The 21,969-nt window shown below is 67.1% G+C and carries 18 protein-coding genes; 10 read left to right on the top strand and 8 right to left on the bottom strand.

The features are described from left to right. Positions 1–278 (top strand): substrate-binding domain-containing protein (locus tag ACE3TU_RS06520; RefSeq protein WP_374621795.1); only part of this gene is annotated, 278 nt, incomplete at its 5' end. 21 nt (positions 279–299) lie between these two features. Here ACE3TU_RS06520 and ACE3TU_RS06515 read toward each other — a convergent pair. The 3 genes from ACE3TU_RS06515 to ACE3TU_RS06505 all read right to left on the bottom strand — a co-directional run bounded on the left by ACE3TU_RS06515 (position 300) and on the right by ACE3TU_RS06505 (position 4,273). Continuing rightward, complete coding sequence (locus tag ACE3TU_RS06515; RefSeq protein WP_374621792.1) at positions 300–2,600, bottom strand: Ig-like domain-containing protein; 2,301 nt, start codon at positions 2,598–2,600, stop codon at positions 300–302. A 134-nt stretch (positions 2,601–2,734) separates the two neighbouring features. Beyond that, positions 2,735–3,301, bottom strand: coding sequence for a LysE family translocator (locus ACE3TU_RS06510; RefSeq protein ID WP_374621789.1), 567 nt, complete (start codon positions 3,299–3,301; stop codon positions 2,735–2,737). Positions 3,302–3,346: 45 nt separating this feature from the next. Then, on the bottom strand, positions 3,347–4,273 hold the full coding sequence (locus ACE3TU_RS06505; RefSeq protein ID WP_374621786.1) for a helix-turn-helix domain-containing protein: 927 nt from the start codon (positions 4,271–4,273) through the stop codon (positions 3,347–3,349). A 158-nt stretch (positions 4,274–4,431) separates the two neighbouring features. Here ACE3TU_RS06505 and ACE3TU_RS06500 point away from each other — a divergent pair, with 158 nt between their 5' ends. The 6 genes from ACE3TU_RS06500 (at position 4,432) to ACE3TU_RS06475 (ending at position 12,658) form a co-directional block, all read left to right on the top strand. Further along, positions 4,432–6,525 carry an ABC transporter substrate-binding protein gene (locus ACE3TU_RS06500; RefSeq protein ID WP_374621783.1) on the top strand — a complete coding sequence of 698 codons (2,094 nt, stop codon included), beginning with the start codon at positions 4,432–4,434 and terminating at the stop codon, positions 6,523–6,525. A 220-nt stretch (positions 6,526–6,745) separates the two neighbouring features. Then, positions 6,746–7,759, top strand: coding sequence for an ABC transporter permease (locus ACE3TU_RS06495; RefSeq protein ID WP_374621800.1), 1,014 nt, complete (start codon positions 6,746–6,748; stop codon positions 7,757–7,759). A gap of 56 nt (positions 7,760–7,815) precedes the next feature. Continuing rightward, complete coding sequence (locus ACE3TU_RS06490) at positions 7,816–8,913, top strand: ABC transporter permease (protein ID WP_374621798.1); 1,098 nt, start codon at positions 7,816–7,818, stop codon at positions 8,911–8,913. 8 nt (positions 8,914–8,921) lie between these two features. Then, positions 8,922–10,586: an ABC transporter ATP-binding protein gene (locus ACE3TU_RS06485; protein ID WP_374621780.1), complete on the top strand. Its 1,665-nt coding sequence runs from the start codon at positions 8,922–8,924 to the stop codon at positions 10,584–10,586. A gap of 28 nt (positions 10,587–10,614) precedes the next feature. After that, on the top strand, positions 10,615–11,988 hold the full coding sequence (locus ACE3TU_RS06480; RefSeq protein ID WP_374621777.1) for an alpha-glucosidase/alpha-galactosidase: 1,374 nt from the start codon (positions 10,615–10,617) through the stop codon (positions 11,986–11,988). A gap of 373 nt (positions 11,989–12,361) precedes the next feature. Continuing rightward, the gene (locus tag ACE3TU_RS06475) at positions 12,362–12,658 is read left to right on the top strand and encodes a GIY-YIG nuclease family protein (RefSeq protein ID WP_374621775.1); all 297 of its coding nucleotides are present in this window, start codon (positions 12,362–12,364) and stop codon (positions 12,656–12,658) included. 424 nt (positions 12,659–13,082) lie between these two features. Here ACE3TU_RS06475 and ACE3TU_RS06470 read toward each other — a convergent pair whose 3' ends face one another. Beyond that, on the bottom strand, positions 13,083–14,912 hold the full coding sequence (locus tag ACE3TU_RS06470) for an aminopeptidase P family protein (protein WP_374621773.1): 1,830 nt from the start codon (positions 14,910–14,912) through the stop codon (positions 13,083–13,085). Positions 14,913–15,277: 365 nt separating this feature from the next. On the opposite strand from ACE3TU_RS06470, the gene ACE3TU_RS06465 reads away from it, so the two are divergent. Further along, positions 15,278–15,421 carry a hypothetical protein gene (locus tag ACE3TU_RS06465; protein ID WP_374621770.1) on the top strand — a complete coding sequence of 48 codons (144 nt, stop codon included), beginning with the start codon at positions 15,278–15,280 and terminating at the stop codon, positions 15,419–15,421. Between the two features lie 92 nt (positions 15,422–15,513). Here ACE3TU_RS06465 and ACE3TU_RS06460 read toward each other — a convergent pair whose 3' ends face one another. The 3 genes from ACE3TU_RS06460 to cls form a co-directional block, all read right to left on the bottom strand. After that, the gene (locus ACE3TU_RS06460; protein WP_374621767.1) at positions 15,514–16,383 is read right to left on the bottom strand and encodes a 50S ribosomal protein L11 methyltransferase; all 870 of its coding nucleotides are present in this window, start codon (positions 16,381–16,383) and stop codon (positions 15,514–15,516) included. A gap of 71 nt (positions 16,384–16,454) precedes the next feature. Then, a complete protein-coding gene (locus ACE3TU_RS06455; RefSeq protein ID WP_374621764.1) occupies positions 16,455–17,153 on the bottom strand; it encodes an endonuclease/exonuclease/phosphatase family protein in 699 nt (232 codons plus the stop codon). A gap of 4 nt (positions 17,154–17,157) precedes the next feature. Continuing rightward, positions 17,158–18,597 carry a cardiolipin synthase gene (gene cls, locus ACE3TU_RS06450; RefSeq protein ID WP_374621762.1) on the bottom strand — a complete coding sequence of 480 codons (1,440 nt, stop codon included), beginning with the start codon at positions 18,595–18,597 and terminating at the stop codon, positions 17,158–17,160. A 157-nt stretch (positions 18,598–18,754) separates the two neighbouring features. Between cls and ACE3TU_RS06445 the strand changes: the two genes are divergently transcribed. After that, positions 18,755–19,705, top strand: coding sequence for a DMT family transporter (locus ACE3TU_RS06445; protein ID WP_374621759.1), 951 nt, complete (start codon positions 18,755–18,757; stop codon positions 19,703–19,705). Further along, entirely contained in the window at positions 19,702–20,175 is a 474-nt protein-coding gene (locus ACE3TU_RS06440) for a DUF5680 domain-containing protein (RefSeq protein WP_374621756.1), read from the top strand. The genes ACE3TU_RS06445 and ACE3TU_RS06440 overlap by 4 nt, the downstream gene beginning before the upstream one ends. A gap of 3 nt (positions 20,176–20,178) precedes the next feature. On the opposite strand, the gene ACE3TU_RS06435 is transcribed toward ACE3TU_RS06440, so the two are convergent. Continuing rightward, positions 20,179–21,969 (bottom strand): ATP-dependent helicase (locus ACE3TU_RS06435; protein WP_374621753.1); only part of this gene is annotated, 1,791 nt, incomplete at its 5' end.

Genomic DNA, 21,969 nt, shown 5'->3' with positions numbered 1-21,969 from the left:
CGGTCTTTTCCGCCAACGATGTCGGCGCCTTCGGGGTCATCGACGCGCTGCGTCATGAACTGGGGCTGCGCGTCCCGCAGGACGTGAAGGTGGTCGGCTTCGATGACGTGGCGCAGGCGCACTGGCGGGCCTACGACCTCACCACCATCCGCATCGATATCGGCGAGCGGGTCGGTGCGCTGGTCCGGCTGATCCTGCGTCGCCTCCGCACGCCGGATGCGGGGCCCCTGAGCGAGAGCGTCACCGCGCGCCTCGTCGTGCGCGGCACCGTCGGCTGACGCCCGGCGAGCGTCTCACCCTCAGGTGAGCACGAGGAAGTCGGCAGACGTCAGGGCGAGGTTCCGGCTCAGCGTGGCGATCTGCTGCTGCGCGGCGCCGCCGGCCCCATCGGCATCGTAGAACAGCGCCCCGGTCGACGCGTTGTAGATCAGCCGGTCGGCCGCATCGGCTGCGGCCGTACCGCGATGGAAGGCGCCGGTGTCGAGCGCGCCCACCGCGCCGAGGCCGGCAAACACCGTGCGGCTGAGCCCGATCGTGTCGTCGCTGACGCTGAAGTCGCTGATCCGGTCATTGCCGCCCGAAACGGTATCGAACACGAACATGTCGAGGCCGCTGCCGCCGGTCAGCGTGTCGTTCCCGCCGCGTCCGTAGAGCGTGTCGTTGCCGCCCGAGCCGTTGAGGCTGTTGGCTCCGCTGTTGCCGAGCAGCCGGTTGGCGAGGCCGTTGCCGGTGCCGCTCAGGCCGCTGCTGCCGGACAGTTCCAGGTCCTCGACATTGCTGGCCAGTGTCAGGCTGACGCTCGAGCGCACGGTGTCCGTGCCGCCGCCGGCCGACTCGACCACCGAGTCGCTGGTCGAGTCGACGATGTAGATGTCGTTGCCGGCACCGCCCGTCATCCGGTCCTTGCCGCTGCCGCCGTCGAAGTAGTCGTTGCCGCCATTGCCGTTGAGGGTGTCGTTGCCTCCGAGGCCATAGAAGAACTCGTCCGCCGCCGTGCCGTTGAGCGTATTGGCCGAGTTGGTGCCGGTGAACGTCAGGCTCTGCGTGGTGAAGTTGAAGGCCTGCGCGCTGGTCACCCCGGCGAAGTCGTTCCCGGCGCCGTCCTCGAAGGCACCGCCGTCGATCAGCACGTAGTAGCCCTGTCCCGCCGCGAGGTTGGCGGTCGGATTGACCGTCACCACCTTGCCCGCGATCGAGACCTGCGCGGTGTCGCTCGCCGCGATCGTCGCCGCCACGGCGCCGTTCGCGGTGTGGATGACGATGTTGCCGGCCCCCGCCACCACATTCTCGCTGAAGGTCAGCACCAGGTTGGCGCTGGTCGCCACCGCGCTGGAATTGTCGGCCGGGCTGGTCGAGGCCAGTGTCGGCGCGGCCGTGTCGACCGGCGCCGTCACCAGCGTTTCGGCCGCGAACGTGCCGTCGAGGAAGGTGAAGTACTCGACCTCCGACACCCGGTCGAGGCCCAGCTGCAGGCTCTGGATCAGGTAGGTCATGGCGCTGCTGTCGTAGCTGATCGTGCAGTCGGCACGGTTCACCGTCCACACGCAGGTGTCGATCCCGATGCCGCCGATGATCGTGTCGTTTCCGGCCGCTCCGGTCAGCGTGTCGCTGCCCGCGCCGCCATTGAGGGTGTTGTTTCCCTCGTTGCCGGTGATCCGGTCATTGCCGGTGCCGCCGACGGCATTCTCGATCAGCGATGCCAGGTTGCCCTGGAACAGGTAGGCGTTGGCGATGTTGCCGCGCGCGAACTGCCCGGCATAGAAGCCGCCGCCGAGATCGGCGAGTTGCGCCGCGCTGGTCGTCGTCCAGCCGCCCGGCGCGAGGTCGACCACGAGGTTGGTCGTGTAGTTGGAGAAGTCATAGGTGTCGATGCCGCCGCCGTCCCACACCGTGAGGAAGACCTTGTTGGCGACCGAAGCCCCCTGGCCGATGCCGTTGATCGACATCTCCCCGGTGGTCGCGCTCCACCGATAGGTGGTGTTGCCGGCATTGGTCGCGTAGTTCGCGCCGTACATGTACTGCAGCGCCGCCACGTCGTTGAGCATCAGCGTCTGCGGGTAGCTGCCGTCGCGCACGGTGTAGCCGTTGAGATTGGCCCCGACGAACGAGCGGTAGGTCATCACCGAGTATTCGAGCGAGTCGTGGTTGGTCGGCAGCGCCGCCAGCCCGTCCTGGCCATGGTCGAGGCCGAGGGTATGGCCGATCTCGTGCACGAACGTGGCGTAGGCGTAGGTGCCCTTGAGCGGGTTGTTGTAGGAGGTGTGGTTCAGCCAGACATCGCCGCCCTGCTCGGCGCGGCTCGGCAGGTAGGCGTAGGCGGTGCCGGCGGAGTCCTCCTCGGCAAAGCGCAGTGTCGCGGTGGCGGGATTGGTCGCCTCGGTGAACACCAGGCCGGTGTAGGACTCGATCATGTCGAGGATGCCGCGCACGGCGGTCTTCTGGGCCGTGTTGAGTGCCTCGAAACCGGCCAGCGTGTAGCCGTACTGGTTCATCGCCGTGGTGAAGCCGAAGCTGATATTGGGATCGGTCCACTTGGTCCCGGACAGCACGCCGTCGATATCGGCGTTGCCGCTCAGGCTGACACTGCTCGTATTCGGCATCCCCGACCCCCTGGTCGACCGCGTCCTGCGGTCCGAAAGTTCCGGGAGTCAGCCTGCGCATCCAGAACTTAAGGAACGGCTCGGAACTGACTTGCATTTTATCGATCGTCGGCTCGGGGCGGGCAGGGGACGCACTAACCCAGCGCGGAGGCCGCGATCAGTCCGGCGAAGCCGACCAGCACCACCGAGCCCGATCGGCCGATCCAGGGTCGGCCGCGATCTCCCGCCCCGGCGATGATCAGCCGTCCGAGGGCTATCCACAGCAGGCTCGAGGTCGCGGCGATGGCGGCGAGCACCACCGCGTGCGGCAGCAGGTTGCTTGCGTCCGCCGGCAACAGCACGAGCGCCAGCACCAGCCCCTTCGGATTGAACAGCGTCGCGACGAACACGTCCCTGACCGGCACCGGTCGGTCCGTCACGCGCACCGCGGCAGCCCAGAGCTTGATGGCGAGCCACGTCACGTAGGCCGCGACGACCAGCTTGAGGGCCACAGAGACCCAGGGGGCCGCCGACAGCACCGGCGCGAGCACCGACCTGTAGGCCACGATTGCCAGCGCATAGGCGAGCAGGGTCGCCAGCAGGTGCGGCACGGCGCGGCGCACCGAGCTCAGCGCCCCAACGGTGGCCAGCAGGGTGTTGGTCGGGCCGGGTGCGATGAGCAGCGCGAGCGCGGCAGTCCCGAACAGGTAGAGGTCGGTCATGGGCCGGCAATCAACCCCGGTTCGCGCCAGGCCGCAAGTGCCCGATCAGCGCAGGTAGTGCGCCCGCATCTGTCGCGGCGTCAGCCCGTAGGCGTTGCGGAACTGCACGTAGAACTGGCTCAGCGCCGAGAAGCCGCTCTCGAAGGCCACGTTCTCGATCGACAGGCTCCCCTCGAACAGCAGCGAACGCGCCCGGATCAGGCGCATCCGCACCACGAACTTGTGCAGCGGCACCCGCATCACGTCGGTGAACAGGTTCAGCGCATAGTTGGGGTGCAGGCCGACCACCTTGGCGACGTCCTCGGCGCGCAGCGGCGCGCTGAGGTTCTCGAGGATGTGCCGGATCATCGCCACCACGTAGCGCAGCGGCGAAGCAGCCCGCGTCGAACTGCCGACGCTCTCGATCCAGGGATCCATCAGGCTGTCCCAGCCGGTGAGGGCCGCCCGGCGCAGCATCAGCGCGATCTCCTCCTTGAGGATGTCGGCCCGCTCCGCGTCGCCCGAACGGTAGTCCTGGTACCAGCGCTGCAGTGTGTCGGCGCCCAGCGTCCCGGGCTGCAGCATCACCACGCCGCCGCCCATCATCGTCTCGGTGAGCCGTCCGAGGTTCGGCATGTGCAGGAAGGTGTCGAGCGGCAGGTAGACATTGCACTGCCGGCTGTCGCCGCGCGGACCCGTGTCGAGCGCCACGGTCTGGTGCGGGATGCCGGCCCAGAACATCACGACGCGCTCGGCGGGAATGCTGAGCGGCCGGCCGTCGATCACGTAGTCCATGCCGCCGGCGGTCAGCCAGTTCAGTTCGATGTGCCCGTGGAAATGCTCCTGCGGCATGATCTGCGGGTCGAACCAGCGGATGCCGAAGCGGCCGAAGGCCTGCGTCTGGGCGTAGAACCGGCGATCCGGCCGTGGCACCGGTGCGGCCGCCTTCTGGCGCGGCCGCGGCGCGGAAACAGTCTGCTGAGGGGTCGCCATGTGCTTGGGTATCTGTGAAAACCGGAAATACTGATTCAGATAACGGGATTGTCGCGACCTTGGCAAGGGCTACCCTTTCGCCTTGCGAGGATGGGTAGCGCCGGGTCGGGAGCCAGGCGCGGGTGCGTGTGCGCCGGTCCTCTGCAATGGGAGGTACCATGAAACGACACGTTTTTGCCCTGACCGGGGCAAGCCTTCTGCTCGGCGTATCGGTGATCGCCGCGCAGGCACAGACCATCAGCCCGGGCGAGCTGCCCGATCCGCCGAAATTCGATGCCCAGGGTACGCCGAACTTCGTCGGCATGGCCGACATCTTCGAGTACAAGGCGTTGCCCGCCTATAGCGAGCCGGATTTCGTCAAGGCCTTCGTCGACGCCGGGAAGCTCCCGCCGGTCGCGGAACGCCTGCCCAAGGAGCCGATGGTCTTCAAGGCGTCGAACATGCCCGACGGCATCGGCGTCTACGGCGACGTCATGCGCCATGTGATCGGTGGTCGCCCCGAGGGCTGGAACTACACCGCCGGTCAGTCGCAGGGCTGGGGTGGCATCGACATCGGCATGTCCGAGTGCCTGACCCGTACCGGTCCGCTCTTCACCGTCAAGGCCGAAGAACTCGCCCCGATGCCCAACCTCGCCAAGAGCTGGGAATGGTCCGAGGATGGCCACAAGCTGACCATGCACCTGATCGAAGGCGCCAAGTGGTCGGACGGCGTGCCCTTCACCACCAAGGACGCGATGTTCTACTGGGAGAAGAACGTCCTCGATCCCAACGTTTCGCCGCTCAATGGCGCCACTCCCGAGACCTTCGGGGAAGGCACCACGCTCGAGGCGACCGACGACTACACGCTGGTCTGGACCTTCAAGGACGCCTTCCCGGCGCAGTACATCTACCAGATGGCCTATGGCACCTTCTGTCCCGGTCCGGCGCATATCCTCGCGCCCGAACATCCGGACAACAAGGCCGGCCAGACCTACGACCAGTACAAGAACGCCTTCCCGCCCGAGTACATGAACATCCCGGTCATGGGCGCCTGGGTGCCGGTGGAGTACCGCGCCGACGACATCGTCGTGCTGCGCCGCAATCCCTACTACTGGAAGGTCGACGACCAGGGCAATCAGCTGCCCTATCTCAACGAGATGCACTATCGCCTCTCGACCTGGGCCGACCGTGACGTGCAGGCCGTGGCCGGCACCGGCGACTTCTCCAACCTCGAGCAGGCCGAAAGCTACGTCGAGGCGCTGAAGCGCTCCGCCGATGCGGCGGCCCCGGCGCGCCTCGCCTTCGGTGCCCGCACCATCGGCTACACGCTCTATCCGAACCTCTCCGGCAATGGCTGGGGCGAGCCGGATGCCCGTGCGCAGGCCGTGCGCGAGCTCAACCGCAATGCCGACTTCCGCGTCGCGGTCACCTCGGCGATCGACCGTCAGGCGCTGGGCGAAAGCCTGGTCAAGGGTCCGTTCACCGCCATCTATCCGGGCGGCCTCTATGCCGGCACGACCTACTACGACAAGGGCTCGACGGTGTACTACCCGTACAACCTCGACGGCGCCAAGGCGCTGCTCGCCAAGATCGGGCTCACCGACACGGACGGCAACGGCATCGTCAACTTCCCCGCCGAGACGCCCGGAGTGGGCGGCAAGGACGTGGAAATCACCGTGCTCGCCAATGCCGACTACCAGACCGACAAGTCGCTGGCCGAAGGCGTCGTCGCCCAGATGGAGAAGCTCGGCATCCGCGTGATCCCGAACATCCTGACCGGCACGCAGCGCGACGCGACCGAGCAGTCCGGCAAGTTCGACTGGACCGTCCGCCGCAACGGCTCGGAACTGATCTCGGTTGTGCAGGGCACCGTGGCGCTCGCGCCCACCGGTCCGCGCATCTCCGCGCATCACCGCGCCGGCGCCAATGACCAGCTCGATCTGCTCCCCTGGGAGCAGGCGATGGTGGACGTGGTGAACAAGTTCATCGCCACCAACGATGCCGCCGAGCGCGTCGAACTGATGAAGCAGTACCAGAAGCTCTATACCGAGAACGTGAACGGCATCGGTCTCACCCAGTATCCGGGTGCACTGATCATCAACAAGCGCTTTGCCAACATCCCGGCGGGCGCCCCGATCTTCATGTTCAACTGGGCCGAGGACAACATCATCCGCGAGCGCGTGTTCGTGCCGGCCGACAAGCAGCAGAACTACGAGCTGCATCCCAATACCCTCCCGGGTGCGCCGGGTTCCGCCGGGCCGGTCGCTCTCTGACCGACCTGCGGACCCAGTGGCAGGGGGCGTCCGCGCCCCCTGCCGCCTGAACCGTATCCACGGCATTGCTGCTGCTCGCCACTCCCGTCGGGGGAGTGGTCGGCGCGAAGCGGCATGTGAGGGGCCTTCCCCGGGGCTCAACCTTCCGAGAACGTCTTCCTGAACCTGTCGAGGGACAAGGTCGGGCACGCCGAACGACGGAGCAAAGACCATGCTGCAAGTGCTGCGCTTTCTCGTCATGCGGGTCCTCGCCGCCTTGCCGATCCTGCTGGTCCTCAGCGTGGTGACCTTCGCCATCATCCAGGCTCCGCCGGGAGACTACGGCGACTACATCCGCTCCATGCTGATGAACCAGGGCGGCGCCACCGCCGAGGAAGCCGAGGTCCAGGCCGAGGCCTATCGCGCGGCCAACGGCCTCAACGACCCGCTGCCGATCCAGTACGTCAACTGGATGAAGGGCATCGTCACCGAGTTTGATTTCGGCCACTCGCTCTACTACAACAAGCCGGTGGGCGACGTGGTGGCCGAGCGCCTGCCGCGCACCATCCTGCTGGCGCTGACCTGCCATATCCTCGCATCCATCTTCGGCATCTCGCTCGGCATCATTGCCGCGACGCGCCAGTACAGCTGGGTCGATACCGTGCTCGGGGTGGTTTCCTTCCTCGGCATGACAGTGCCGCGCTTCCTCCTGGCGCTGATCATCATCTACATCCTCGCCTTCCGGCTGAACGTGCAGGAGATCGGCAGCTTCTTCTCGTCAAAATACGGCGGCGCACCCTGGAGCTGGGACAAGTTCGTCGACCTCGTCAAGCATGTCTGGCCGGTGATCTTCATCGCCACCTTCGGCGGGCTGGCCTACAACATGCGCGTCATGCGGGCCAACCTGCTCGACGTGCTCAACGCCCAGTATGTCGAGACCGCGCGGGCCAAGGGACTTTCCGAGGGCGCCGTGATCATGAAGCATGCCGTGCCCAACGCGCTCCACCCCCTCGTCGCCTACCAGGGCGTCGTGCTGCCCTACATGCTGACCGGCGAGATCGAGGTGGCCATCGTCTTCGGCCTTGCCACCGTCGGTCCGGCCATCGTCGGCTCGATGGCGGTCGGCGACGTCTACGTCACCGCAACCTTCGTGCTCGTCCTCGCCGTCACCCTGATCATCGGCAACATCATCGCAGATCTCTTGCTCGTCGCGCTCGACCCGCGCGTTCGTCTGGGCGGGAGCAACCGCGAATGACCGAAGTCACCGACAAGCCGGCCGAGACCGCCGATCAGACGACGCCGCAGCCCGGCATGACCTCGTCGGGCCGCCTCGCGCATGGCAACGAGACCTATCTCGCTCTCGTCTGGCGGCGCTTCCGCCGCTCCACCATGGGCATGATCGGCCTTGTCCTCGTCGCGGCGCTGATCCTCATGGCGGTGTTCGGCGATTTCTTCGCACCGATGGATCCCAAGGCCACCGACCTCGCCTTCGCCCCGCCCGACCATGTGGAGTTCGCCGCTCCGGACGGCAGCTTCAGCCTCATTCCCTATGTCTATCCGATCATCGAGACCGGCGAGCTCGACCCGATCACCTTCCAGCCGCTGACCGGACCCGACAAGAAGAACCCGACCTCGCTCGGCTTCTTCGTTGCCGGCCACAGCTACGACCTGCTCGGGTTCATCCCTGCCAACCTGCACTTCTTCGGCGCGGTCGATGGTCGGCCGATCCACTTCCTCGGCACCGACAAGTTCGGCCGCGACATCCTCTCCCGCGGCATCGTCGGCTCGCAGATCTCACTCACGATCGCGCTGGTCGTGGTGCTGCTGACCACCACCATCGGCACCTTCGTGGGCATCTTCTCGGGCTATATGGGGGGGCGCATCGACGTCTGGGTGCAGCGCTTCGTCGAGTTCGTCCTCGCCTTCCCGCAATTGCCGCTCTACCTCGCGCTCACCTCGCTGATCCCGGTCACCGCCCCGTCCAACGTCTTCATCGCCTTCGTCATCGGCGTCATGGCCGTGCTCGGCTGGGCGCAGCTCAGCCGCGAGGTGCGCTCCAAGACCCTGGCGCTCGCCCGCATCGAGTATGTGCGCGCCGCCATCGCGGTCGGCTCGTCCGACATGCGCATCATCACCCGACACATCCTGCCCAATGTCTCGAGCCACCTGATCGTCGCGGTGACCATCGCCATCCCGACCGTGGTGCTGCTCGAGAGCTTCCTCGGCTTCCTCGGCTTCGCCGTGAAGCCGCCGCTGATCTCCTGGGGCCTGATGCTGCAGGATACCGGCACCTTCTCGGTGATCGGGTCCTATCCCTGGATCCTCTCCCCCGTCGTCTTCGTGCTGATCACCGTCTTCGCCTTCAATGCGCTGGGCGACGGGCTGCGCGACGCCATCGATCCCTATTGAGGCCCGCCATGAACACCCCGGATGACCTCGCCCCTCCCGAACGCCGCGACCTTGGCAGCCATGGCCGCGAGCTGATCCTCGATGCCCGCAACATCGCCGTCGACTTCAAGGTCGAGGGCGGCACCGTGCATGCCGTTCACGATGTCTCGTTCCAGCTGCACAAGGGCGAGACCATCGCGCTTGTCGGCGAGTCCGGCTCGGGAAAATCGGTCACCGCGCGCACCATCATGCGGCTGCTGACCAAGCGTGCCCGCATCGGCCGCGGAGCGCGGATCATGCTCTCTGGCAAGAACATCCTCGAGCTCTCCGAGAACGAGATGCGCCGGCTGCGCGGCAATGACGTGACGATGATCTTCCAGGAGCCGATGAGTTCGCTCAACCCGGTCTACACCATCGGCCAGCAGCTCTGCGAAATCCTCCACCTGCACAACCGCATGAGCCGCCGGGAGGCGATGCAGAAGGCCGAGGCGCTGCTCGAGGAGGTGCAGATTCCCGAGCCCGCCGCGCGGCTGCGCCAGTATCCGCACCAGCTGTCGGGCGGCCAGCGCCAGCGCGTCATGATCGCCATGGCCCTCGCCAACCGGCCCGACGTCCTCATCGCCGACGAACCGACCACCGCGCTCGACGTCACGGTGCAGGCCCAGATCCTCAATCTGATCAAGGATCTGAAGGACAAGTACGGCATGGCGGTGATCCTCATCACCCACGACCTGACCGTGGTGAAGCAGTTCTCCGACTATGTCTACGTCATGCAGAACGGCCGCGTGCAGGAGCACAACACCACCGCCGATCTCTTCGCCAACCCGCGCCACGCCTACACCCGGCATCTGCTCGCCTCCGAGCCGAAGGGGGCGGCGCGGCCCATCGCGGCGGACTCGCCGAGCGTACTCGAGGGCAGGGAGGTCAAGGTCGCCTTCACCCTCAAGCGCGGCGGCTTCCTCAACCCGGATTTCTTCGAGCTGGTCGCGGTCGACAGGCTCTCGCTCAACCTCAAGAAGCACGAGACCCTGGGCCTCGTCGGCGAATCCGGGTCGGGCAAGACCACATTCGGGCAGGCGCTGATCCGGCTCATCGGCAACCAGGGCGGCGAGATTTTCTTCGACGGCGAACCGATCCACGGCAAGGACCGGCAGGCGATGCGCCCGCTGCGTAGCCGCATGCAGATCGTCTTCCAGGACCCCTTCGCCTCGCTCAACCCGCGCATGAGCGTGCGCCAGATCATCGAGGAAGGGCTGATCGTCAACCAGATCGGCGCCAACGGCAAGGAGCGCGTCGAGCGTGTGCGCCAGGCGCTGCGCGACGCCGGCATGCCCGATACCATCCTCAACCGCTTCCCGCATGAGTTCTCGGGCGGCCAGCGCCAGCGCCTCGCCATTGCCCGTGCCATCGCGCTCGAGCCCGAGTTCATCCTGCTCGACGAGCCGACCTCGGCGCTCGACCTCTCGGTGCAGGCGCAGATCATCGAACTGCTGCGCAAGTTGCAGGATGAGAAGGGGTTGAGCTACTTGTTCATTTCCCACGACCTCAAGGTGGTCAAAGCCCTCTGCCACCGGGTGATGGTCATGCAATACGGCAAGATCGTCGAGCAGGGCCCGGTCGCCGACGTTCTCGAGCGCCCGCAGACCGAATACACCGCGCGGCTCGTCCGGGCCGCCTTCGACATCGCGGCCTGAGCCGCCCAGCCATACTGACGGAGAACCTTTGATGGCCAACCCCAAGATCACCTTCATCGGCGCCGGCTCGTCGGTGTTCATGAAGAACATCGTCGGCGACGTGCTGCAGCGCCCGGCCCTGGGCGGGGCCGAAATCCGCCTGATGGACGTCAATCCGGGCCGCCTCGAGGAGAGCGAGATAATTGCCGGCAAGCTGATCCAGACCCTGGGTGTGCCGGCCTCGATCAAGACCTACTCGAACCAGCGCGAGGCTCTGGACGGTACCGATTTCGTCGTCGTCTGCTTCCAGATCGGCGGCTACGATCCGTGCACGATCACCGATTTCGAGGTGCCCAAGAAGTACAACCTGCGCCAGACCATCGCCGACACGCTCGGCATCGGTGGCATCATGCGCGGCATCCGCACCGTGCCGCACCTGTGGTCGATCTGCGAGGACATGCTGCAGGTCGCGCCCAACGCCATCATGCTGCAATACGTCAACCCGATGGCCATCAACACCTGGGCGATCGGGGCGAAATACCCCACCATCCGCCAGGTCGGCCTCTGCCACTCGGTGCAGGGGACGGCCTACGAACTGGCGCGTGATCTCGAGATTCCCGTCGAGGAGATCCGCTATCGCGCCGCCGGCATCAACCACATGGCGTTCTACCTCAATTTCGAGCATCGCCAGCCCGACGGCAGCTATGTCGATCTCTACCCGGCCCTCAAGCAGGGCTACCGCGAGGGGCGCTATCCCAAGCCCAGCCATTGGAACCCCCGCTGCCCCAACAAGGTCCGTTACGAGATGCTGACCCGGCTGGGCCATTTCGTCACCGAGAGCTCGGAGCACTTTGCCGAGTACACGCCCTACTTCATCAAGCGCGACCGGCCCGATCTGATCGAGCGCTTCGGCATCCCGCTCGACGAGTACCCCAAGCGCTGCATCGAGCAGATCGCCCGCTGGAAGCGCGAGGCCGAGACCTACAAGACCGCCAACACCGTCGAGGTGCGGGAGAGCCACGAATATGCCTCCGAGATCGTCAACTCGGTGGTGACCGGCGCGCCGTCGGTGATCTACGGCAACATCGTCAACCGCGGCTACATTCCGCAATTGCCCGAAGGCTGCGCCGTCGAGGTGCCGACGCTGGTCGATGCCAACGGCCTGCAGCCCACCGTGGTCACCGACATCCCGCCGCAGCTGATCGGGCTCATCCGCACCAACGTCAACGTCCAGGACCTGACGGTGCAGGCGCTGCTCACCGAGAACCGCGAGCACATCTACCACGCCGCCATGCTCGATCCGCACACCTCGGCCGAACTCGACCTCGACCAGATCTGGAACCTCGTCGACGACCTGCTCGCCGCCCACGGCGACTGGCTCCCCGACTGGGCCCGCGTTCCGGCAAAGCAGCAGGTGGCATAGGGAAGGGGCCCCCGCCGCCCCACTCGCCGCCTCCCCCGGCCCCCCGCCGCCCCACTCGGTGTCATCCCCGCGAAAGCGGGGATCTCCGTTTGCGATGCCACTACGACAACAGAGATTCCCGCTTTCGCGGGAATGACTCCGCTGAGACTCGGCCCGAGCACGACAGCCGCCCCCCTGTCCCCCCGGCCGCCGCACTCCCAGCCCCCCGCCGCCCCACTCGGTGTCATCCCCGCGAAAGCGGGGATCTCCGTCTACGATGCCCGCCTCGGCAACAGAGGTTCCCGCTTTCGCGGGAATGACTCCGTGGGAAGGGCACGTCCACCAGCCGAGATTTCCGCTTTCGCGGCAATGACGCCGTGGTTATTGTCTAGCCATGAGCACGACGGGTCGACATTTCGTCTACATTCTGGCCAGTCGCAAGTACGGCGTGCTCTACACTGGGTTCACCGGCGATCTGCCGGTCCGCGTCTACATCCATCGCGAGGCCCTGATCCCCGGCTTCTCGAGTCGCTACAGGACCTATCGCCTCGTCTACTTCGAGCAGCACGACGGTGCCTACGAGGCCATCACGCGCGAAAAGCAGATCAAGAAATGGCGCCGCGCCTGGAAGATCGAACTGATCGAAAAACAGAACCCCGGCTGGACCGACCTCTACGACAGCCTGTTCTGATTTGTGCCCACCCCCGCGGTGTCACCTCCGGCCGCCGCCCACGTGGTGTCATCCCCCCGACCCCACCCCCCACTCGGTGGTTGAGACTCGGCCGCCGCCGCCCTACTCGGTGTCATCCCCGCGAAAGCGGGGATCTCCGTTTGCGATGCCGACCACGACAAACGGAGATTCCCGCTTTCGCGGGAATGACTCCGTGGTTGAGACTCGGCCCGAGCCGTCCCCCCGTCCCCCCGCCGCACCCCCCGACCCCCGCCGCCCCACTCGGTGTCATCCCCGCGAAAGCGGGGACCTCCGTTTGCGATGCCCACCACGACAACAGAGCTTCCCGCTCTCGCGGGAATGACCCAGTGTTTGACTCGGCCCGAGCACGACACCCGTCCCCCGGCCGCACCCCCAGCTCCCGCCCCCACGCTGTCCCTCGCCCCTAGATCTCCGCCGTCGCCTGCTTCAGCCAGGCCTTTACCTCGCCCTTGAGCAGCGGCCCGATCTCCTTGAAGACCCGCCTGTGATAGGCGTTGAGCCAGTCGCGCTCGGCCTCGGTGAGCAGCCTGGGCTCCACCAGCCGCGTATCGATCGGCGCCAGCGTCAGCGTCTCGAACTCGAGGAAGCCGCCCCCGCCCACCGGGGCCTCGACCACATGCACGAGGTTCTCCGTGCGGATGCCGTAGCCGCCCTCCTTGTAGTAGCCGGGCTCGTTCGAAACGATGTTGCCCGCCTCGAACGGCACCGTGTAGCGCGACGAGATGCCGACCGGCCCCTCGTGCACCGACAGGAACGCCCCGACGCCGTGTCCGGTGCCGTGATTGTAGGTGACCCCGTCCGCCCACAGGAACTGCCGCGCCAGCACGTCGATCTGCGCCCCCGTCGTGCCCTTGGGAAACCGCGCCATCGAGATCGCCATCATGCCCTTGAGCACGCGCGTGAAGCGGTCCTTCTGCTCGGCGGTCGCCTTGCCGGTCGACAGCGTGCGGGTGATGTCGGTGGTGCCCATGATGTACTGCGCACCCGAGTCGACCAGCATCAGTTCGCCCGGCTCGAGCCGGCGATTGCTCCTCTCGTCGACCCGGTAGTGGACGATTGCGCCATTGGCGCCCGCACCCGAGATGGTGTCGAAGCTGACGTCGACCAGGTTGGCGTCCTCGCGGCGGAAACTCTCGAGCGCGGTGACGATGCCGATCTCGTCGAGCCGGCCCTTGGGCGCCTCGGCATCGAACCAGCACAGGAACTTCGCCATCGCCACGCCGTCGATGCGATGCGCCTCGCGCATGCCGCCCAGCTCCACCTCGTTCTTCTTCGCCTTCGCCATCAGGATCGGGTCGCGGCGATGGATCAGGTGGCTCTCGCTCGGCCCGGTGATGGCGTTGGCGATGGCCAGCGGCACGGTGGCCGGGTCGATCATCACCCGCTTGTCCCCCGCACCCAGCCGGCGCAGCGCTCCCACCATGGTCCGCGCGTCGGCCACCCTGGCGAGGCCCTTGAGGCCGTCACGCAGTTCGGCGGTGATCTTGTCGCGGTCGACGAACAGCGTCGGCTGGCCGGTCTTCGGCACCAGCGCGAAGCACAGCAGCACCGGCACGTGCGGCACGTCGCGGCCACGCATGTTGAACAGCCAGTTGATCGACTCGGGCACCGTCAGCACCAGCGCATCCGCCCCGTCGGCGCCGAGCAGCCTGCGCAGTTCGGCCAGCTTGTCGGCGCTCGCCTTGCCGGCCCGGTTGTGGCCGAGGAACTCGACCGGCGTGTTGGGCGGCGCCGGTCGGTCGGCCCAGATGCGGTCGACGAGGTTGGGGGATGGGACCAGGCCCAGCTTTCCCGCCAGCCTCTTGCCCAGTTCCTCGATCTCGCTCGGCGTATGCAGCCACGGGTCGTAGCCGAGCTTGCCGCCCTTGGCGACGAAGTCGGCGATTTGCGGCGACAGCCCGCCCTGCGTCGTTTCGATCACCTTGACCAGCCGCGTGTCGGTCTCGGCCGGCGCCTGCAGCGTGTAGCGGCTGTCGACGAACAGTCCCGCCTTCCGGATCCCGATCACGGCAAAGCCCGCCGAGCCGGTGAAGCTGGTCAGGTAGGCGAGGCGCGCCTCGCTCGCCGGAACCGACTCGCCCCGGTGCGCATCGGTGCGCGGCACCAGAAAGCCGTCGAGCCGAGCCTCGGCGAGCGCCGCCCGGAAGGCCTTGAGGCGTGGCGCCACCGTCTTCCGGTCGGTACGGGTGTCGAAGCTCTGGTAAACGGTCGGGGCGAAGGCTTTTTCGGTCATGATCTCGATCGGAAGGATCTGGGCCGCGGCGCGGCGCTCGGGTGCGGCGACCGTACCAGAGCCTCCCGCGGGCCCCAAGGGGTGGGGGTGCCCTCCGTGCCAGACGTCGACGATGGTGATCTGTCCCCGCGCCTGCCGCAGGGCGTACGGTTCATCCCCGGTTCAGCGACCGGGGTGCAGAGGCCCACCTGCCGGGGGAGGGGAGTCATGAACGCCGATCGCCGGGAGCGAGGATTCACGCTCTGTTAAGGCGCCCTGCACATCCGGCATGGCTGCCCTTCGCGGCAGGGGCTTACCGCCGTCTGTCGCGGCCCCTATCTAGCAACCGTGGCAGGAGCCACCGACCGTCAACCGGGAGAGTACCGATGCCCGAGACCAAGAACGATTTCCGCAAGGCGCTCGGCTGCGTCATCGAGGCGCGCGGCCGCGAGGCGACCCGCAGCACCGGCCGGTGCCGCGAACATCTTCTGCTCGGCGCGTTCACCAAGCGTCCGGGGATAACTTCGTAAGTCGTTGAGAATATTAGATAAGTAAGTGCGTTTCGCCGTTCGTGCGGCGCCTTGTGCCGCTCGGCAGCGCATAACGCCGTTCAGCATCGTGTCTAGTTTCGCTCCAGAATGAGCGTCGACCACTCTTTCTTGACAAGCTTCTGCCGCAATACGATCCCCTGCCTGGCATAGGCGGCAACCACCCGCGGCGCCTGGTGGTTGAGAATGCCCGACAGGATCACCGTCGCGCCCGGCTCGGCCACCTTGCGCATCGCCGGCGCCAGCGCCACCAGCGGCCCGGCGAGGATGTTGGCGACGATCAGGTCGTACGGCGCCGCCGTCGCGATCTGCCGGTGCTCCAGCCCAGTCGCCTCGAGCGCGATGACGTAGCGGCCGACCCCGTTGTCGCGCGCGTTCTCGATCGTCGTCCTGACCGCGATCGGATCGATATCGCTGGCAATGACCGGCAGGTGGGTCCGTTTGGCCAGCGCGATGGCCAGGACGCCGGTGCCCGTGCCGACGTCGAGCATGGAGCGGAAGCGTCGGCGCTTGAGCGACCTGTCGATGGCCTCCAGGCACCCGGTGGTCGTCTCGTGGTGGCCCGTCCCGAACGCCTGCGCGGCATCGATTCGGATGGCCGTCAGGCCGCCCGGCATCGGCCCGGTGTCATGGCTGCCGTGCACGTAGAAGCCGCCCGCGACCACCGGCTGCAGTCCCTCCAGCGATTTCGCCACCCAGTTGACCTCCGGGTCGATCGGCTCGACGGCGAACTGCACCGAGCCGCCGAGCGCCGCGCGTGCCAGCGCCGCGAAGGCCTCGAGGTCGGGCTCCGCGTCGCAGGTGGCCTCGAAGATCCACTCGCCGGTCTCCGGATCCTCGTGCGCCGAGGCGGTGATCGCGAGGTCCTCGGCGGCCATCACCGCATCGACCAGCGCGTAGGCCTGGTCCTTGCTGAGCGGGGTCGAGAGCTGGGAAAGGGTCATCGTCATGGGTCCGGTTTGCCGCCTCTTGCGCCCCGCGGGCGGCTCAAGTCAATGGCTCGCCGCCTGCAGCGTTAAGCCGGCAGATGCAGCCGGGCCCAGACCGGCAGGTGGTCCGAGCCGGTCCGGGCGAGGGCGGTGTGGTGAACGCCGGTCGCCTCGAGCACCAGGTCGCGGCTGGTGATGATCCGGTCGAGCTGCAGCATCGGACGGCGCGCGTGAAAGCTCGGGCCGGGCGCGATCACGTTGTGGTGGATGGCGAACTGGGCGAGGCAGCCGCCGTCGTTGGCCCACTGGTTGAGATCGCCCATGATCACCGTCGGCCGCCGCTCCTCGAGGCGTTCGAGGTGCGCGACCACTGCTTGCGCCTGCCTGAGGCGCGAGGCACCGAGCAGCCCCAGGTGCATGCCGACCACGCGGATCGTGTGGGCGCCGACGCGCACATCCGCCAGCACCGCCCCGCGCGGCTCGAGGAACGGCAGCTCGATCCGCTGCTGCCCGATCACCTCGATGCCCTTGCGCACCAGCAGCGCATTGCCGTGCCAGCCCAGGCTCAGTTGCCGGATGCCGAAGCGCACCGGCATGTAGCGCGTCTTGTCGACGATCACTTCGGCATCGAGCGTCGTCGCCCGCTCGCCGAAGCGGCGGTCCACCTCCTGCAGCGCCACGACGTCGGCATCGATTTCCTCGAGGATGCCGAGGATGCGGTCCGGCCGGCGGCGCCGATCGGTACCGAGGCTCTTGCGGATATTGTAGGAGGCGACCTTGAGCATCGTGTCAGAGAACCGGAGAGAGCAGGCGCGCGGCCTGCGAGATGAATCGTTGCAGCGGCGGGCGCCCGCGGACATCCTCGCGCGACACCTGATGGCACTTGGCGAAGTCGTTGGCCAGCATGTCCTCGACGGCCGAAACGGCACCGGACTCCGGCATCCAGACGGTGAGCTCGAAGTTGATCGCAAAGGACCGGTTGTCGAAGTTGACGCTGCCCACCCCGGCGATGCGGTCGTCCATCAGGATCACCTTCTGATGCAGGAAGCCGCCGAGATAGCGATAGACGCCGACGCCATGTTCCACCATCGCGTCGGCATGCGCGTTGCTGGCCAGCCAGACCAGCATGTGGTCCGGCCGCGAAGGCAGCATGATGCGGACGTCGACGCCCCTCAGCGCCGCGGCATAGAGCGCCGTTCGCGTATCGGTGTCGGGGACGAAGTAGGGGCTCACCACCCAGAGCCGCTGCCGGGCCTGGCCGATGATGTCGGTGAAGGCGATCGGGCAGGCCTCGATCTTGTCCGCCGGTCCGGTGGCCATCACCAGCGCCGGGACCGGTCCGACCTCCTCGACCTCGCGCGGCGGATCGAGCAGCAGTTGCCGGCCGGTCGCCCACAGCCAGTCCTCCTGGAAGATCAGCGAGAACGAGGAGACGGCCGGCCCCTCGACCCTGAGCTGGGTGTCGCGCCAGTGCCCGAAGCGCGGGTCCTCGCCCAGGTACTCCACCCCGACGTTCAGCCCTCCGGTCCACGCCACCCGGCCGTCCACCACCACGTTCTTGCGGTGGTTGCGATAGTTGATCCGCATCGGCCCGAACACCCTCAGGAAGCGGTGCCGGTGGTTGAACCCGAAGATCTCGACACCGGCGGCCCTGAGGCGTCGCTTGTAGGCGTTCGACAGGTCGCCGCTTCCCACGTCATCGTAGAGCACGCAGACGCGTACCCCGACCTTGGCCCGCTCGATCAGCCGGTCCGCCAGCTCCTGCCCCAGCCGGTCGTCGCGGATGATGTAGAACTGCACCAGGATGTAGTCGCGCGCCGCCGCGATCCCCTCGAAGATAGAGCGGAAGGTCGCCTCGCCGTCGATCAGCAGGTCAACCTTGTTGCCGGCGAGGAACGGCATCCCCGAGGCCTTGCGCTGTACCGGCCAGTGCGCGCCGGTGTCGCGGTCGATCACCGCCAGTTCCTCGCTGCGGATCAGCCGCGACTGCCGCACCTGCAGGCGGGTCTGGGCGTAGCTGTCGAAGTACTTCCAGCCGAACACCAGGTAGATGATGGCCGTCGGAAACGGCAGGAACGCCAGCGACAGCAGCCAGGCGATCGAGCCCTGCGAGGTGCGCGAGGCGCCGATCTCGCGGACCGCGCAGACCGCCGCCAGCACGTAGTTGGCCAGCACCAGGCCCGCGATCAGCGGGATGTTCTCGGCGATGGCGATCAGCATGCTGTTCATCGGTTCGCCGGGACTCGACACGCGGGGGGCCGGGGCAAGGCTACGACAGTTCGGCCGGCGCGGCCAACCGATCCCGCCCATTGTCCTTTTCTGGGTTGGGCAGGAGGCGAGTCGGGTGCTAGGAATGACCGATATTCGCCAGCCCCGGACCGCCTGATTGTCCCCGCCCCAGCCAGCCACGCTCCCCCCGCCCGACAATGTCGCGGCCGGGATCGGGCTGAAGGTCACCTCCGTCGCCATCTTCCTGCTGATGGCGAGCCTGCTCAAGGCCACCGGCAACCTGCCGCCCGGCCAGCTGGTGTTCTTCCGGTCGCTCTTCGCCATCGTGCCGATCATCGTCTTCCTCGCCTGGCGCGGTGAGCTCGTCGACGGCTTCAAGACGGCCAATCCGCTCGGTCACCTGACCCGCGGCCTCGTCGGCACCGGCGGCATGGTGCTCGGCTTCATCGCGCTGACGCGCCTGCCGCTGCCCGAGGCGATCGCGATCAACTATGCCACGCCGCTGCTGATCGTCGTCTTCGGCGCCCTCATCCTCAAGGAGACGGTGCGGCTCTACCGCTGGAGCGCGGTCGTCGTCGGGCTCGTCGGCGTCGGTATCATCCTGTGGCCCCGCCTCACCGTCTTCAGCGGTGGTCCGCTCGACGATGCCGGCATCGGCGCGGTCATGGCGCTGCTCGCCTGCGTCTTCGCCGCCTTTGCCACCATCGCCGTGCGCACCCTGGTGCGCACCGAGCGCTCCGCCACCGTCGTCCTCTACTTCTCGATCTTCACCACCTTCATCGGCGCGCTGATGCTGCCCTTCGGCTGGATCGATCCGACGCCCGAGCAGTGGGTCATGCTCACCGTCGCGGGTATCGCCGGCGGCATCGCGCAGATCCTGCTCACCGAGAGCTACCGCCACGCCGACGTCTCGCTCGTCGCCCCGTTCGAATACACCTCGCTGCTCCTCAGCCTCGGCGTCGGCTACCTGTTCTTTGCCGAAGTCCCTACGCTCACCATGCTGGTCGGCGCCCTGATCGTCGTCGGGGCAGGGCTGTTCATCATCTTTCGCGAGCACGCGCTGGGCCTCGAGCGCCGCAAGGCCCGCCAGGTGACGCCGCCGCAATGAGCCCGCCCACCGGCCTTGCCGATCTCGAAGCCTTCATCGTCCGCGCCAAACGCGCCACTTATGTCGGCAGCGGCGAGGCGGCCGCCCCCAGCCGGGCAGGGTCCCACGACCTCGCCTTTGCCGACGGCGACTGGGGCTATCGCGACAGCTATTTCGGCGGCACCGATTTCCACGGCCAGGAAGTCGTCTGGCACCGGGGCGAGCCGGCCTGGGCGATGAGCTACTACGGCACCATCCTCCGCCCCGACCTCATCGACGCCGCGCGCGCCGGCCTCACCATCAAGGCGGCGCTCTCTGCCATGTACGCCGAAAACCGCTTCCTCGGCGGCTTCGAGTGGCAGGGCGAGCACGGCCTCTACCGCGACACCTCCACCGGCGACGTCTCGCATTTCCACGGCCGCGAAACGATCAGCGTCGACGGTGTCGAGGCTTACGCGCTGGACTATTTCGGCGGGCTGGTGAAGGCGTAGCCCTCACCCCTTCTGCACAAAGCTGTCCAGCACCTTCTTCCGCCCCGCCTTTTCGAACTCGATCGTCAGCTTGTTGCCCTCGATTGCCTCGACCCTGCCATAGCCGAACTTCAGGTGGAACACCCGCTGGCCCACCGAATAGGCCGAGCCGCGCCCGTCATCCACCGAGCGGGCTACGAGGTCGCCGTCAATGGTCATCGGGCCCGCCGACTTGCGCTGGCTCGCCTGTGCCTTGGCGCGCTGCCAGCCCGGCGTCTCGTAGAGTGAATCGAATGGGTCGCGCGTGTCGAACCGCCCGCCGCCCGCGCGCCCGCCATAGCCGTAGCCGCCATAGGCCGAGCCGGTATCCTTGACCTCGACGACATGCGCCGGCAGTTCATCGACGAAGCGCGACGGGATGGCCGATTGCCACAGCCCGTTGATCCGGCGGTTCTGCGCCAGGTAGACGCGCAGGCGCTTCCGCGCCCGGGTCAGCCCGACATAGGCAAGCCGGCGTTCCTCCTCCAGCCCGGCGCGGCCGCTTTCGTCGAGCGTGCGCTGGCTGGGGAACAGCCCTTCCTCCCAGCCGGGGAGGAACACGGTGTCGAACTCCAGCCCCTTGGCCGAATGCAGCGTCATGATGGAGACAGCGTCCTCGGCCTCGCCGGTATCGCGGTCCATCACCAGCGACACGTGTTCGAGAAAGCCGCCCAGCGTGTCGAACTCCTCCATCGAGCGCACGAGTTCCTTGAGGTTCTCGAGCCGGCCGGCGGCGTCCGCCGATTTGTCGTTCTGCCACATCTCGGTGTAGCCCGACTCGTCGAGGATCTGCCCCGCCAGCTCCGCGTGTGACGGGGCCCGGCGGATCACCCCGGGCGGGGCATCCATATCGACTTCCATCGGCCCACCGGGGCCGCTTCGGAGGCGTTCCGCCCAGTCGTCCAGCTGTTGCAGGAACTGCCGGAAGGTGGTGCGCTGCTTGGGTTTCAGCTCCTCGGTCTCGATCAGCGCCCGCGTCGCCTCGGTGAGCGGTACCTGCAGCCGCCGCGACGTCTCGTACAGCACCTGAAGTGTCGTATCGCCCAGCCCTCGCTTCGGCACGTTGATGATGCGCTCGAATGCCAGGTCGTCGCTGGAATTGTTGACCAGCCGCAGGTAGGCCAGCGCATCGCGGATTTCCTTGCGCTCGTAGAAGCGCGGGCCGCCGATGACGCGGTAGTTGAGGCCCAGCGTGATGAAGCGCTCTTCCAGCGCCCGCATCTGGTGGCTGGCGCGGACGAGAATTGCCATCGCGTTGAGCGCCTCGCCCTGGCGCTGGAACTGCTCGATCTCCTCGCCGATCTGCCGCGCCTCTTCCTCGCTGTCCCACACCGAGGTGACGCCGATCATCTCGCCGGTCTCGCCGACGTCGGTCTGCAGCGTCTTGCCCAGCCGGCCCTCGTTGTGTGCAATGAGGTGGCTGGCGGCCGCGAGGATATTCGAGGTCGAGCGGTAGTTGCGCTCCAGCCGGATCACCTTGGCGCCCGGAAAGTCCTTCTCGAAGCGCAGGATGTTGTCCACTTCGGCGCCGCGCCAGCCATAGATCGACTGGTCGTCGTCGCCGACCACGCACAGGTTCGCCTCCGAGGCGGGCTTGCCCTGCGCCAGCAGCCGCAGCCACAGGTACTGCGCGACGTTGCTGTCCTGGTACTCGTCGACGAGGATGTACTTGAAGCGCCGGTGATACTCCGCCAGCACGTCCGGATGCTCGCGGAACAGCTTGATGCACAGCAGCAAGAGGTCGCCGAAATCGGCGGCGTTCAGCCCCCTCAGCCG

This window comes from Devosia sp. (assembly GCF_041917035.1).
Taxonomy (GTDB): Bacteria; Pseudomonadota; Alphaproteobacteria; order Rhizobiales; family Devosiaceae; genus Devosia_A.
The sequence above is the reverse complement of the archived record's forward strand: the minus strand, read 5'-3'. Positions and strand labels throughout refer to the sequence as shown.

Bases quoted from the DNA above. Each gene is read 5' to 3' on its own strand.
- ACE3TU_RS06515 (WP_374621792.1), bottom strand. From the start codon at position 2,600: ATGCCGAATACGAGCAGTGTCAGCCTGAGCGGCAACGCCGATATCGAC.
- ACE3TU_RS06510 (WP_374621789.1), bottom strand. From the start codon at position 3,301: ATGACCGACCTCTACCTGTTCGGGACTGCCGCGCTCGCGCTGCTCATC.
- ACE3TU_RS06505 (WP_374621786.1), bottom strand. From the start codon at position 4,273: ATGGCGACCCCTCAGCAGACTGTTTCCGCGCCGCGGCCGCGCCAGAAG.
- ACE3TU_RS06500 (WP_374621783.1), top strand. From the start codon at position 4,432: ATGAAACGACACGTTTTTGCCCTGACCGGGGCAAGCCTTCTGCTCGGC.
- ACE3TU_RS06490 (WP_374621798.1), top strand. From the start codon at position 7,816: ATGACCTCGTCGGGCCGCCTCGCGCATGGCAACGAGACCTATCTCGCT.
- ACE3TU_RS06485 (WP_374621780.1), top strand. From the start codon at position 8,922: ATGAACACCCCGGATGACCTCGCCCCTCCCGAACGCCGCGACCTTGGC.
- ACE3TU_RS06475 (WP_374621775.1), top strand. From the start codon at position 12,362: ATGAGCACGACGGGTCGACATTTCGTCTACATTCTGGCCAGTCGCAAG.
- ACE3TU_RS06470 (WP_374621773.1), bottom strand. From the start codon at position 14,912: ATGACCGAAAAAGCCTTCGCCCCGACCGTTTACCAGAGCTTCGACACC.
- ACE3TU_RS06465 (WP_374621770.1), top strand. From the start codon at position 15,278: ATGCCCGAGACCAAGAACGATTTCCGCAAGGCGCTCGGCTGCGTCATC.
- ACE3TU_RS06460 (WP_374621767.1), bottom strand. From the start codon at position 16,383: ATGACCCTTTCCCAGCTCTCGACCCCGCTCAGCAAGGACCAGGCCTAC.
- ACE3TU_RS06455 (WP_374621764.1), bottom strand. From the start codon at position 17,153: ATGCTCAAGGTCGCCTCCTACAATATCCGCAAGAGCCTCGGTACCGAT.
- cls (WP_374621762.1), bottom strand. From the start codon at position 18,597: ATGAACAGCATGCTGATCGCCATCGCCGAGAACATCCCGCTGATCGCG.
- ACE3TU_RS06440 (WP_374621756.1), top strand. From the start codon at position 19,702: ATGAGCCCGCCCACCGGCCTTGCCGATCTCGAAGCCTTCATCGTCCGC.